This is a genomic window from Nonomuraea sp. NPDC001699, assembly GCF_053596455.1.
Map to the genome: position 1 here is coordinate 259,398 of NZ_JBSFGF010000011.1, position 13,381 is coordinate 272,778.

Genomic DNA, 13,381 nt, shown 5'->3' on the forward strand with positions numbered 1-13,381 from the left:
GAGGGCCGCGGGCTACCCGATGCCCTCCACGAGCCCGGCGGCCGAGGACAGGTTGTCGCGCAGCCGCTGACCGGCCCGTTCGTCGACCGCGTCGGCCAGTTCGTGCACCCGTGACAGCGCCCGTTCCGCCGCGCTGGCGTCGCCGAGGGCGACCAGCACCTCGCTCAGCATCGTGAGCGTCTGCGCCTCGAACAGCGGCGCGCGCATCTGGCGGAACAGCGTGACCGCCTTGCGCAGGCGGCCGATCGCGTCGCCGGGCTCGTTCGCGGTGACGGCCAGCTCGCCCAGCCCGGCCAGGGCGTGCGCCTCGGCCAGGCGGTGGCGGGCGGTCTCGGCCACGGCCAGCGCCCGGCGCAGCAGGTCGGCGGCCTCGCGCAGCCGTCCCCTGCGCAGGTGGGCGATGCCGAGGCCGTGCAGGGCGAAGGACTCGCCGACGGTGTCGCCGATCTCCTCCACCAGCGTGAGCGCCTCCTCGAACGCGCCCGCCGCCAGCGCGAACTCCTCGGCCTGCAGGTGCACCCGGCCCATCCGGTGCAGGATCTGGGAGATGATGCGCCGGCTGCCGCCGCTCTTGCCGCGGACCAGCGCCTCGGCGAGCATGATCTTGGCGTCGTCGATGTCGCCGCACTCCGACCTGATGGCGGCCAGGTTGTCCAGCGTGTGCGCGGCCGAGATCTGGTCGCCGATGTCGGTGAAGATGGCCAGCGCCTGTTCCAGGTGCGTCGCGGCGGCCTCCAGCTGGCCGTTCATGCGTTCCAGGAACGCCAGGTTCCGCCGGGACCGGGCGATCTGCACGACGTTGCCGGTCTTCTCGAACAGCGTCAGGGCGGCCTCGAAGTCGCGCCGGGCCTCGCCGAAGTGCTGCTCGGTCTGCGCCAGCGTGCCGCGGACGCACAACATCTCGGCCTGGCCGCGCTCGTCGCCCGCCCGGCGCGCGGCCTCCAGGGCGATCTCCTGGATCTCGCGCCAGTCGTCGAGGTAGACGTGCAGCTCGAAGAACGGTTCGGCGTTCATGGCGGTACGCCAGCACAGCTCCACGAACCCGGCCTGGGCGGCCTGGCGGATGCCGGCGAGCAACACGTGGCGCTCGCGCTCGAACCAGCCGATCGGGTCGGCGATCAGCCGCTCGACCAGCTCGGCCGGGAGCGGCGAGTCGGGGGCGGGGCTCAGGTGGGGGCCGGCGGGCGGGCCGTACTCGCGGGTCCTGGCGGTCTCGGTGAGCCGGTGCAGCGCGCCGAGCACGCGGGCCAGCGCCGCGGTGCGCTCGGGGGGCGGCTCCTCGGCGGCCAGGCGTTCGTGGGCGTAGACGCGGACGAGGTCGTGGAAGCGGTACTGGACGTTGACGTTCCTGCCGGCGCCCGCGACCTCGATGAGCTGGGCGTCGACCAGGTCGTCGAAGAGGTCCTGGGCGTCGGCCAGCGGCCAGTCGAGCAGGGCGGCGCCGGTCCAGGCGGAGAAGATGTGCGAGTGCAGGATGGCCAGGCGGCGGAACAGCCGGCGGGCCTGCTCGCTGAGCGCGTCGTAGGTGAGCGACAGGCTGGCCCTGATGCCCATGTCGCCGTGCTTGAGCTCGTCCAGGCGGCGGGCCTCGTCGCCGAGCCGGTCCACGAGCTGCTCGACGGCCCAGTGGGGGCGTGAGGCCAGGCGGGCGCCGGCGATGCGCAGCGCGAGGGGCAGGAAGCAGCACAGCTCGGCCAGGGCGGCGGCCGACTCCGGCTCGGCCCGTACGCGTTCGGCCCCGGCGATGCGCGACAGCAGCTCGACGGACTGGGCGGCGTCGAAGAGGTCGACGTCCACGTGGGTGGCGCCGGCCAGGCCGCCCAGCCGGGTCCGGCTGGTGGTGATGACGGCCGAGGTCGGGCTGCCCGGTAACAGCGGCAGCACCTGGCTCTCGGCGGCGGCGTCGTCGAGCACGATCAGCATCCTGCGGTCGGCCAGCAGCATGCGGTACAGCTCGGCGCGCTCGCCGAGGGTGTCGGGCAGCGCCGTCCCCTGCACGCCGCAGGCCCGCAGGAACCGGTCGAGCACCTGCATGGGGTGCACCGGGCGGGAGACGCCGCCGTGCAGGTCGGCGAAGAGCTGGCCGTCGGGGAAGTGCGCGGCGACGCTGTGCGCGGCGTGCACGGCGATCGTGGTCTTGCCGATCCCGGCCCGTCCGGCGACGGCGATGATGGGCACGGCGAAGCGGCCGTCCCCGGCCAGGGGGACGGTCACCCGCTGCCTGATGACGTCGAGCTGCGCCTGCCGCCCGATGAAGTCGGCGATGTCGGAGGGGAGCATGCCCGGCACCGCGGGCGGACGGGCGGGCGGCTCGGGCGGGGCCACCGCGGCGGGCGGCTGGGCCTCCAGGCTCTCGTCGGAGGTGAGGATGGCCGATTCGAGCTGCTGAAGGCGTTCGTTGGGCTCGATGCCCAGTTCCTCGACGATCACCCGGCGGGCGTCGCGGTAGACCTGCAGCGCCTCGGCCTGGCGTCCGGAGCGGTAGAGGGCGACCATGAGCTGGGCGGCCAGCCCCTCCCTGAGCGGGTGTTCCTGCACGAGCGCGGCCAGCTCGCCGACCAGTTCGTGGTGGCGGCCGAGGTCCAGTTCGAGCTGGACGCAGTCCTCGTTGGCGGTGACGCGCTGTTCGGCGATGCCGCTGGCCAGCGCCTGCACGGCCCTGCTGTCGATGCCGTCGAAAGCCGGGCCGCGCCATAACGCCAGCGCCTCGCGGTAGTGCTGGATGGCCTCGGGGAAGGAACGGCCGTCCCTGGCCTTGCGGGCCCGGCTCACAAGGCTCTCGAAACGGCGTGCGTCGATCGCGTCGGCGGGGGCGCGCAACATGTAGCCCTGCCGGGTGGTGACGATCATCTCGGGATGGCCGTGGGCGCTGAACAGGCGCCTGAGCGCGGAGATGCAGATCTGCACCTGTGCGCGCGACGTGGCCGGCGGGTCCTCGTCGTAGATCGCCTCGACGAGGCGGTCCAGAGTGACCGAGTGATTGGCGTTCAGGATCAGGACGGCGAGGACGATCTGCTGCCGCGCCCCGCCCAGATCGAGCTGTCTCTCGCTCGCAGTGACCTCGAGCGCACCCAACACGCGAAACTCCACCCGCATCCCCTCAAACAAATCACCGCCCTCGGTCGGAGATCTTTCCCGACGCGACCGGAAACCGGGCGTGTTTGCCATGATGAGCGGCGTAATTGGTGCTTACCCCTCAAAAGTTTCTGCCATGGTTGGGTGGATGGTACAACGCCCTTGGGTATGTGGCCAGTTTTGGATCGTTTCAGGGCGATCCGGGTTCCCTGTCACCGTCAGTCCTGGAAGACACCCTCGATCAGACCCCAGGGCCAGTCCATGGTGCCGTTGACGCCGTCGTGCTGGACGGCGGACGGGACGGCGTGCGCGGGGGCGGGGGCGGCGGCGATGGCCGCGAAGCCGGCGAGCGCGGCGAGCACGACGGCGAGGGCGAGGCGGACGCGGGCGGTGATGGCGGTGGTCGCGGTCATTTCGATCTACCTCCGTGTGATTACCGCGGTCTTGTTCGCGGCTTCGGAATGGACGCTCACACGGTCCGCAATTCACGCTTTATCCATCTCCTTTTCACCGGACATCAGCGCACGTTGGACGCTGTGCACACCCATCCCGGCACCCGCCGGCGATAGCCGGGATAGCGCAAAATAAGAAGAACGCCTCATCTGCGATCGCACGGCGATCGGACGGCGATAGCGCGGCGATAGCGGCCGGAGGTCCGGCGAATAGCAGGCGACGCCAGCCTGGGCGCGAGCCCGGGCGGCGCGAGCTGTCGCCGTCCGGGTGGCCACGTGCGCGGAGGGCCCGCGCGGACCACTCGGAGAGGTTCGATGGGAATAGCGGTGCAAGCCCAGGACGCCGTCTACGGCCGGGGGGCGGCTGATCTGCACGTACGCCTCGACCATGACGCCGACGGGCAGTGGGTGCTCGAAGCCGAGACCCGTACGGATCAGGACGGATCGGTCAGCGCATGGGCCGACCGCCTGCTCGACCGCGGCCTTTACCGCATCGTGTTCGCCACCGACCCGTACTTCGTCGGGCTCGGGCTGCGGCCGGCCTATCCGGAGATCGTCGTCACCTTCCGCATGGTGGACGAGACGGCCGTGAACAACATCGTGGTCCTGATCTCGCCGTATTTCTCGACCGTCTATTTCGGATCGCTCAGCTGAAGGACAGTGAGGCCGGACATGAAGATCAGCCGCTATCGCCCCTTCCCGCGGATGCCGCTCGGCGACCGCGCGTGGCCGGACGCCGTGCTCACCGCGCCGCCGCGCTGGCTGTCCACCGACCTGCGGGACGGCAACCAGGCGCTGCCCAGGCCCATGGACCCCGAACGCAAGCTGGTGCTGTTCGACCTGCTGGTGGGCATGGGCTACAAGGAGATCGAGGTCGGCTTCCCGGCGGCCAGCCAGGACGACCACGACTTCGTCCGGCTCCTGGTCGAGCGTGACCGCATCCCGGACGACGTGTGCGTGACCGTGCTGACCCAGGCGCGCGACGAGCTGATCGAACGCACAATGGAGAGCGTGATCGGGGCGCCCAGGGCGACGATCCACCTCTACAACGCGACCTCGCCGGTGGCGCGGCGGCTGGTGTTCGGGATGAACCGGGACGAGTGCAAGGATCTGGCAGTCCAAGGAACCCGACTGGTCATGAAATATGCCGATAAATTGCTTGAAGAGGGCGATGTCCGGTTCCAGTATTCGCCTGAGCACTTCCACGACACCGAGCCGGACTTCGCGCTGGAGGTCTGCGCGGCCGTCATGGACGTCTGGCAGCCGGGCCCCGACCGGCCGATCATCCTGAACTTCCCCACCACGGTCGAGCGCTCGACCCCCAACGTGTTCGCCGACCAGATCGAGTGGCTGCACCGCAACCTGCCGCACCGCGAGCACGTCTGCCTGTCGGTGCACACGCACAACGACCGCGGCACCGGGGTCGCGGCGGCGGAGCTGGCGCTGATGGCCGGCGCCGAGCGCGTCGAGGGCTGCCTGTTCGGCAACGGCGAGCGGGCGGGCAACGTCTGCCTGGTCACGCTGGGCCTGAACCTGGCCACCCAGGGCGTCGACCCCGGCGTCGACTTCTCCGGCCTCGACCGGGTGCGGCGCGTCGTCGAGGAGTGCACCGGGCTCGCGGTGCCGCCGCGGCACCCGTACGGGGGCGACCTGGTGTTCACCGCGTTCTCCGGCGGGCACCAGGACGCGATCAAGAAGGCGTTCGACGCGATGGACCGGGAGGCGGCCCGTACCGGGCGCGATCCGGCGGAGCTGCCGTGGGAGGTGCCGTACCTGCCGGTGGACCCGCGGGACCTGGGACGCACGTACGAGGCGGTGGTCCGGGTGACCAGCCAGTCGGGCAAGGCCGGCCCGGCGTACCTGCTGAACGCCCGGTACGGGATCACGCTGCCGCGCGGGCTGCAGATCGAGCTGGCGCGGGCCGTCCAGGCGATGGCCGAGGCCGGGCAGGGCGAGGTCGAACCGGAGCGGATCAGGCGGCTGTTCGAGGAGGAGTACAGGGCGGCGCCCGTCGGTGACCCGGCCGGGGCGGTGGCCACGCTGTACGTCGACGACGGCACGTACGGGCAGGCCCGTTCGGCCACGGTGGCGGCGCTGCGCGCGGCGCTGGAGGCCGCCGGCGTCCGGGTCCGCGCCGTGCACCACCTCGACGGCGCGACCGGCGCGACCGGCAGCGAGGTGGCCGTCTACGCCCGGTGCGGGCTGGACGGCGGCACGGCGTGGGGCGCCGGCGCCGGGCCCGAGGCCGGGGCCGCGGCCCTGGCCGCCGTGGGCGCGGCCCTGGCCCGCGCCCGCCGCGAGGGCCGGCCGCCCGCCGCCCCCGCCTCCGGCCTGCCCCTTCCCGAGGCGGGACGCCGGCGCCCGGCCAGGAACCGGCGCCAGATGGCGGGACGATAGAGATCGAATACCGCCCCGGCCTAGCGTGAGCGCAACACGACATGTGGGGAGACGGCCATGACTCTCATCGAACGGCAGGAGGAGATGTCCTGCCTGGAGTCGCTCGTCGCCAACGCCATCCTCGGCCGTGGACGGGTCGCGCTGGTCGGCGGGCCCGCCGGGACGGGCAAGAGCGCGCTGCTGCGCACGCTGTCCGAACAGGCCATTGAGCTGGGCGCGCTCGCGGTGACGGCGACAGGATCGCGCATGGAGCAGGACCTGCAGCTCGGCCTGCTCCGCCAGCTCATCCAGGACGCCCCCTTGGTCGAGGAGGAGCGCGAGCGCTCGGAGAAGCTGCTGGCGGAGGGCGTGCGGACCGCGACCGCGGCGCACGCCGACGCCGAGCGGCTGCTCGACCCGCAGGTCGTGCACGCGCTGGTCACGGTGCTGCTCGACCTGTCCGAACGTTGCCCGCTGGTGGTCGTCGTGGACGACGTGCACCACGCCGACCGCACCTCCCTGCTCTGCCTGGCCTACCTGGCGCGGCGGGTGCGGAACGCGCGGATCGTGGCGGTGTTCGCGCTCAACGACCGCCAGGGCACGGACGGGCCGCTGGAGACCGACCTGCTGCGGCTGCCGCACTGCCTGCGCCTGCAGCTCGCCCCGCTGTCGCGCAGGGGCGTGGCCGCGCTGGTGGCGGGCCAGGTGGGGCTCAGCGCGGCCGAGCGGTTCGCCGACGAGTGGCACACGATCAGCGGCGGCAACCCGCTGCTGGCCGGTGAGCTGGCCGCCGACTACCGCCAGCACCTGCGGGCCGTGGAGGCGCCGCCGCGCGAGCTGGTCGTCGGCGACCGGTTCGTCCGGGCGGTCGAGACGTGCCTGCGGCGCAGCCACCCGCGTACGGTCCGGGTGGCGCAGGGCCTGGCCATCCTCGGCGAGGCCGACGGGCTGGCCGAGATGCTCGAACTACCCGCCGTGGACGTGAGCAGGGAGCTGCTCACCATCGGCGCGACCGGCCTGCTGCGCGGCGGCGGCTACCGTCACGAGGCGGTGCGCTCGGCGGTGCTGGCCGGCATGGACCTGTCCGAGCGCAAGGAGCTGTACCGCCGCGCCGCCGAGCTGGCCTACACGCGGGGCGTGCGCCCCGGCGTGGTCGCCGACCGCCTGCTCCAGGCCGCCAGGGTCGAGGCGCCGTGGGTGGTGCCCACGCTGGAGGAGGCCGCTCTGGCCGCGCTGCGCAAGGGCGAGGTGGAGTCGGCGGTGGCCTACCTGAAGCTGGCCTGGCGCGAGTGCACCGACGAGCTCCAGCGCTCCAAGCTGATGACCATGCTCGTCCGCGCGGAGTGGCGGATCAACCCGGCCACCCCCGCCGGGCACCTGGACCAGCTCGCCGAGGCCCTGCAGAAGGGCAGCCTGCACGGCAGCGACGCCGTCGTGCTGGCCCGCGCGCTGCTGTGGCACGGCCGCTTCGAGGACGCCCGCGACGTGCTGGAGCAGCTCAACCAGGAGGCGTCGGCCTCCGACCACGCGACGCTGGCCGAGCTGGTCGTGGCGCAGCTCTGGCTGCGCGTGACGTGCCCGCCGCTGGCCGCCTACGTGGCCAACCCGCCCCGCGAGCACATCCTGGCCGGCATGGTGTCGGTCGCCGTCAACCGGCGGCTGGAGTCCACGCTCGCCCTGGCCGAGGTGCTGACCCACGGCCCGCGCGAGCACAACCTCGACGCCGTCGAGCGCATCCTGGAGGGCGAGCGGCTGGACGAGATGTCCCTGGACGTCGTGGAGAACTCCCTGCTCGCCCTCACCTACGCCGGGCGCTGCGAGCGCGCCGCGCCACTGTGCGACCTGTTCGGCGACGAGGCGGCGGCCCGGCAGGCGCCCAGCCGCCGGGCCCGGCTGGCGGCCATCCGGGCCGAGATCGCGATCCGCCAGGGCGACATGCCGGCCGCCGAGCGGCACGCCCGCATCGCGCTGGACACGATCCCCATGAGCAGCTGGGGCGTGGCCATCGGCGGCCCGCTGGCCAGCCTGGTCATCGCGCTGACCGCGATGGGCCGGCACGAGGCCGTGCGCGACCCGCTGGACCGGCCGGTCGCCGAGGCCATGTTCCAGACCCGCTACGGCCTGCACTACCTGTACGCCCGCGGCCGCTACAACCTGGCCGTCGAGTCCTTCGTCCCGGCTCTGCACGACTTCCTGCGCTGCGGCGAGCTGGTGACGGCCTGGGGGCTGAACAATCCGGCGCTGATCCCCTGGCAGGCCGACGCCGCCGAGGCGTGCCTGCGGATGGGCCAGACGGAGGAGGCCAGGGAGCTGATCAAGGCCCACCTGGACGGCTGCGGCCCCGGTGCCTACCGGGGGCGCGGCATCGGGATGCGGCTCAAGGCGGCCGTCTCCGAGCCGGCCCGCCGTCCGGCGCTGCTGCGCCAGGCGGTGGAGTACCTCCAGCTCGCCGGCGACCGGTACGAGCTGGCCAGGGCGCTGTTCGACCTGGTGGAGGCGTACGAGGCGCTGGGCGAGTACCGGCGGGCCCGCACGGTGGCCGGACGGGCGCAGGCGGCGGCGCTGGAGTGCGGGGCCGAGCCGATGATCAGCGCGCTCAGCCGGGCCGCGGACCCGGACGGCGCGTCCTCCCCCCTGCCGGGCGACCTGATCGGCGTGCTGAGCGTCGGCGAGCGCCGGGTCGCGGCGCTGGCGGCGGCCGGCTACAGCAACCGCGAGATCGCGGCCAAGCTCTACATCACGATCAGCACCGTCGAGCAGCACCTGACCCGCACCTACCGCAAGCTGAACATCCGCCGCCGGGCCGACCTCCCGCTCGTGGTGGAGTTCGACGACCAGGCCCAGCCCTGACCACCCGCCCCTGACCGTCCGCCCCTGACCCGGGGCACGGGCAGGGGCAGGGCGGGGGCAGGGGCGGGGGTGCGGGGCGGGGGCAGGGGCGGGGGTGCGGGGCGGGCCTTCGTCGCCGGACCGGGCTCGGGCGTGCGCACCGGGCATGCAGGAAGTTGCGGGCGTGCGGGCCCGCGGGCGAGCGTCGAAGGCATGGAACTCACCGTGGTGCGGGGGCAGGCGACCCCCGAAGAACTCGAAGCGGTCGTCGCGGCGGTCTTCCGCCGCCTGGCCGAGGCGGCCGAGCGCGAGGCGTCGGCCTGGTCGGACCCGTCCGTCCTGGTGCGCAGGCCGCTGCCCGGCGGAGGCGGCGACTGGCGGCTGGCGGCCTGGGCGAGCTGACCCCCGTGCGCCGATCGCGCACTTTGCGACATGCCCGTGGCGCCGGTCCGGCCGCATCCTGAAGCGGACCCGTCGTCCGCCAGGGCGGGACGTGCCCCCAACTCCCCCGCCGGGGACGGCCGTCCCCGGGCCCGCGCATGGGCCGTTCGCAGGCGGGGTCTTCACGTTCCTGGAGGAGGAGCACACCATGTCGTCTCTGCTTGGTTCGCTGCGCCGGCTCGTGCTGGCGCCATCCCTGGCCGACGTGACCTTCGGCGCACGCGGCTTCCCCGTCGTCCCCTCGGCGCTCACCGACCGCCTGGAGGCCATCCCGCAGGCCGTCGTGTGCGGCTTCGAGTGGGGCGTCGACGTCCGCGACCAGTGGGAGATCGAGCGCCGGCTGTCCCTGGTGGACGTCGAGCAGCGCGGCTTCGCCTACGAGGGCGCGACGATGGCCTTCACCGTGCTCGACGCCATGGGCGGCGGGCGCGGACGGCGTACCCGGGACCTGCTGACGGGCCCCGGGCAGCCGCACATCTTCCTGGCCTACATCGGCATCGGCTTCGCCATGGCCCGGCTGCCGCGGGTGTTGTGGAAGAAGGTGCTGCCGGACCTGAGCGGCACCCCGTACCACCCGACGATGAGCTGGCTGGCCGTGGACGGCTACGGCTTCGACCTGGCCTACTTCCACACCCGCCGCCACGTGGACGGGCAGCAGGTGCCCGACCCCTACCCCTGGCAGGGCGACGCGGCCTACTTCCCGCGCGCCGTGGACCAGGGCGTCGGCCGGGCGTTGTGGTTCATCCACGGCGGCAGGCCGGGCGAGGTGGCCGCGGCGGTGCGCGCGTTCGCCCCGGGCCGGCAGGCGGACCTGTGGAGCGGGGTCGGGCTGGCGGCCACGTTCGCCGGGTGCGAGGCGGGCGCGGCGGCGGTGCTGCGCGAGGAGGCCGGGGAGCACCGGGGCGAGCTGGCCCAGGGGTCGGTGTTCGCGACCAAGGCCCGGCACTACTCGGGGTTCGTCCCGGAGCATTCGGCGGCCACGGGCGCGGTGCTGACCGGGCTCGACGTTTCCGGCGCGGTCGCGCTCGCCGACGACAGCGAAGTCGCCGCGGGCACGTCGGAACGCGTCCCGGATTACGAGCTGTGGCGCGGAAGGGTGCGCGCGCATTTCGCGGTCGAGGCCGAAGTACCGTCCCGCTGACCGACGTCCCCGAATAAGCACGTCATTCGCTTCCGCACGCCCAAAAATGACCCTCCGAGCTGAGCAAACCCGAAGTTGTCCGGCCACCGGGCGGCATGTGTCAATGAAATTGAATTGTTCGGGCTATAAGCGGCGGAGGCTCAATTGGCAAGCGCATTGCGGTCGCTCAGACGCAAAATTCTGGTGCCGGACGTCAGTGAGACGAAAGTCGAGACGCGCGGCTTCTGGGTGAAGAACGCGGCATCCACCGAAATACTGGAGACGGTCGGCGAATACTTTCTCGCCGGTTACGCCTACGCCGTGGAGTCGCGCACCGTCGCCGAGGCCGAGGACCGGCTCGAAGAGGTGCCCGCCCGCTTCCGCGGCTTCGCCTACGAGGGCGCGGGCATGGGCTTCGCCATCCTGGACTGCATGACCTTCGGCAATCTGCGCCGGGTCAACGCCTTCCTCCAGGGACGCGGCCACCACCACAACTACATGGTCTACGTGGGGATCGGCTGGGCCATGGCCCGGCTCCCCCGCTTCCTGTGGCCGAAGCCCGGCCTGCTGGACCCGCTGCTGCTGTGGTTGGTCCACGACGGGTACGGCTTCCACCAGGCCTACTTCCACACCGACCGGTACGTGCACCAGCAGGTGCGCGAAGCCCGCTTCTCCTGGCCGGCCGGCCAGGAGGAGTACGCGGCCCACGCCCTCGACCAGGGCATCGGCCGCGCCCTGTGGTTCGTCGCCGGCACCAGCGCCGAGCGGGCGGTCACGCTGGTCGAGCGGTTCCCCGAGTCCCGCCGCGCCGACCTCTACGCCGGCATCGGCCTGGCCGCCACCTACGCGGGCGGCGCCGACGACGCCGAGCTGCGGTGGCTGCGCGAGCGCGCCGGACCGCACCAGGGGCCGCTGGCCCAGGGCAGCGTGTTCGCCGCCGAGGCCAGGATCCGGGCCGGGCTGCTCTTCCCGCACACCGAGTCGGCCGTGGGCGTTCTCTGCGGCACCACGGCGGAGCAGGCGGCCGAGGTGAGCCGCGCGACCCGTCCCACCGCGACATCGCATGACAAGCCGCCCGCCTATGAGGGGTGGCGCCGGCGCATCGCCGAGACGTTCGTCTTCCATGGAGGTGTTCCCTCGTGACCTCGGTAGCCGCGTGGTTGCGCAAGCAGGCGGCGGGCGTCGCCGCACTCGCGCTGATGATCGCCGTCTTCGCGATCGGCCACCCCACCTTCGCCTCCGACGCGACCAAGGCCGGGATGGCCGGCGCGTACGGCTTCAAGCCCCTGAGCATCGCGATGCCGGGCGGCGGCCCGGCCAAGACCGTCCGCAAGGTGAACCAGGCCTACAAGCACATCGACGCCTGGATCTCCTCCGTGGGGGCCGCGATCGCGCTCAACGACCTCGACGGCAACGGCAGGGACGACGACCTGGTGATCGTGGACCCGCGTACCGACCAGGTGGTCGTCACGCCGGCGCCGGTCGAGGGCGGCAGCGAGCGGTACCGGCCGTTCGCGCTGTCGCTCGGCTCGCTGCCGGTCACCGACGCGATGGCGCCCATGGGCGCGGTCCCCGCCGACTACAACGACGACGGCCGCACCGACCTGCTGGTCTACTGGTGGGGCCGGACGCCCACGCTGCACCTGCAGCGGCCCACGGCGTCCCGGTTCGAGGCCGCCGCCTTCGACGCGGCCGAGCTGGTGCCCAACTCCGGCGGCGCGAAGTACACCGGCGAGCTGTGGAACAGCAACGTCGCGACCGTCGCCGACTTCGACGGTGACGGCAAGCAGGACATCTTCGTCGGCAACTACTTCCCCGACGGCAGCCCCATCCTCGACAGCCGCGTGGACGGCGGCGTGCAGATGAACCACTCGCTGTCCAAGGCCCTCAACGGCGGCCGGGACTACTTCTTCCGCGGCACCGGCAGCGGCGGCTTCACCCGCCTGGACGGCGTGCTGCCCTCCGACGTCTCCACCGGCTGGGAGCTGGGCGCCACCAGTGCCGACCTCGACGGCGACGGCCTGCCCGAGCTGCTGCTGAACAACGACTTCGGGCCCGACCACCTGCTCTACAACGTCTCCACCCCCGGCACGATCAAGTTCTCCCCCACCATCGGGACGCACGAGATCGGCGTGCCCAAGTCGAAGGTGCTCGGCGAGGACTCCTTCAAGGGCATGGGCTCGGACGCCGGCGACCTCAACCACGACGGCGTGCTCGACTTCTTCGTCAGCAACATCACCACCCCGTACGGCATCCAGGAGAGCAACTTCACGTTCCTGTCCACCGTCAAGACCCAGGCCGAGCTGCGCGAGAAGTTGCGGCAGGGCGAGGCGCCGTGGAAGGACCTCAGCGCCGAGCTGCGCACCGCCTGGTCCGGCTGGGGCTGGGACCCGAAGATCGAGGACTTCGACAACGACGGCGAGAACGAGATCGTCCAGGCGACCGGGTTCATCAAGGGCGACGTCAACCGCTGGCCGCCGCTGCAGGAGCTGGCCGCCGCCAACGACGGCGTGACCAGCAACCCCAAGTCGTGGCCGAACGTCACCGAGGGCGCCGACATCGCCGGCGCGCAGACGCTGGCCTTCTTCGCCAAGGGCCCCGACGGCCGCTACGCCAACCTGTCGGAGCAGCTCGGCCTGGCCGTGCCCGTGCCGACGCGCGGCATCGCGACCGGGGACGTCAACGGCGACGGCCTGATCGACTTCGCGGTGGCCCGCCAGTGGGAGGCCCCCGCCTTCTACCTGAACACCAGCCGCTCGGCGAACGCGTTCCTCGGGCTGCGCCTGCAGTACGACAGCCCCTCCGCGGCCGGCCCGCTGCCCGCCGCCGGCTCGCCGGTGATCGGCGCGACGGTGACCGCCACCACGCCCGACGGCCGCTCCTTCATGGGCCGCGTGGACGGCGGCAGCGGCCACTCCGGCAAGCGCGCGCACGCGGTGCACATCGGCCTCGGCGCGAACGTCACCGGCCCCGTGCGGGTGAAGCTGAACTGGCGCGACCGCGCCGGGCAGCGGCACCAGCAGGAGCTCACGCTCACCCCCGGCTGGCACACCCTCCAGCTCGGCTCGCAAGCGAAGGAGAAGTGACG

The 13,381-nt window shown here is 72.7% G+C and carries 9 protein-coding genes; 7 read left to right on the top strand and 2 right to left on the bottom strand.

The window, feature by feature from the left end; translation table 11 throughout:
- Window positions 1–12 precede the first annotated feature (12 nt).
- Together ACWCSU_RS30850 and ACWCSU_RS30855 are read right to left on the bottom strand one after the other, a co-directional pair.
- A complete protein-coding gene (locus tag ACWCSU_RS30850; RefSeq protein WP_449939703.1) occupies window positions 13–3,078 on the bottom strand; it encodes a BTAD domain-containing putative transcriptional regulator in 3,066 nt (1,021 codons plus the stop codon).
- Between the two features lie 215 nt (window positions 3,079–3,293).
- Window positions 3,294–3,488: a hypothetical protein gene (locus ACWCSU_RS30855; protein WP_449939705.1), complete on the bottom strand. Its 195-nt coding sequence runs from the start codon at window positions 3,486–3,488 to the stop codon at window positions 3,294–3,296.
- Between the two features lie 366 nt (window positions 3,489–3,854).
- Between ACWCSU_RS30855 and ACWCSU_RS30860 the strand changes: the two genes are divergently transcribed.
- The 7 genes from ACWCSU_RS30860 to ACWCSU_RS30890 all read left to right on the top strand — a co-directional run bounded on the left by ACWCSU_RS30860 (window position 3,855) and on the right by ACWCSU_RS30890 (window position 13,379).
- Window positions 3,855–4,181, top strand: a complete 327-nt coding sequence (locus ACWCSU_RS30860; protein WP_357696699.1) for a hydroxyisourate hydrolase — start codon at window positions 3,855–3,857, stop codon at window positions 4,179–4,181.
- An 18-nt stretch (window positions 4,182–4,199) separates the two neighbouring features.
- On the top strand, window positions 4,200–5,924 hold the full coding sequence (locus ACWCSU_RS30865) for a 2-isopropylmalate synthase (protein ID WP_449939707.1): 1,725 nt from the start codon (window positions 4,200–4,202) through the stop codon (window positions 5,922–5,924).
- A 57-nt stretch (window positions 5,925–5,981) separates the two neighbouring features.
- Window positions 5,982–8,753, top strand: coding sequence for an AAA family ATPase (locus tag ACWCSU_RS30870; RefSeq protein ID WP_449939709.1), 2,772 nt, complete (start codon window positions 5,982–5,984; stop codon window positions 8,751–8,753).
- Window positions 8,754–8,945: 192 nt separating this feature from the next.
- Window positions 8,946–9,134 carry an acyl-CoA carboxylase epsilon subunit gene (locus ACWCSU_RS30875; RefSeq protein WP_357696693.1) on the top strand — a complete coding sequence of 63 codons (189 nt, stop codon included), beginning with the start codon at window positions 8,946–8,948 and terminating at the stop codon, window positions 9,132–9,134.
- A 187-nt stretch (window positions 9,135–9,321) separates the two neighbouring features.
- Window positions 9,322–10,314, top strand: a complete 993-nt coding sequence (locus ACWCSU_RS30880; protein ID WP_449939711.1) for a DUF1702 family protein — start codon at window positions 9,322–9,324, stop codon at window positions 10,312–10,314.
- 156 nt (window positions 10,315–10,470) lie between these two features.
- Window positions 10,471–11,436, top strand: a complete 966-nt coding sequence (locus ACWCSU_RS30885; protein WP_449939760.1) for a DUF1702 family protein — start codon at window positions 10,471–10,473, stop codon at window positions 11,434–11,436.
- Complete coding sequence (locus ACWCSU_RS30890) at window positions 11,433–13,379, top strand: CRTAC1 family protein (RefSeq protein ID WP_449939712.1); 1,947 nt, start codon at window positions 11,433–11,435, stop codon at window positions 13,377–13,379. The genes ACWCSU_RS30885 and ACWCSU_RS30890 overlap by 4 nt, the downstream gene beginning before the upstream one ends.
- Window positions 13,380–13,381: the final 2 nt, after the last annotated feature.

Coding starts and splice junctions, on each gene's coding strand:
- ACWCSU_RS30865 (WP_449939707.1), top strand. CDS start 4,200: ATGAAGATCAGCCGCTATCGCCCCTTCCCGCGGATGCCGCTCGGCGAC.
- ACWCSU_RS30880 (WP_449939711.1), top strand. CDS start 9,322: ATGTCGTCTCTGCTTGGTTCGCTGCGCCGGCTCGTGCTGGCGCCATCC.
- ACWCSU_RS30870 (WP_449939709.1), top strand. CDS start 5,982: ATGACTCTCATCGAACGGCAGGAGGAGATGTCCTGCCTGGAGTCGCTC.
- ACWCSU_RS30855 (WP_449939705.1), bottom strand. CDS start 3,488: ATGACCGCGACCACCGCCATCACCGCCCGCGTCCGCCTCGCCCTCGCC.
- ACWCSU_RS30875 (WP_357696693.1), top strand. CDS start 8,946: ATGGAACTCACCGTGGTGCGGGGGCAGGCGACCCCCGAAGAACTCGAA.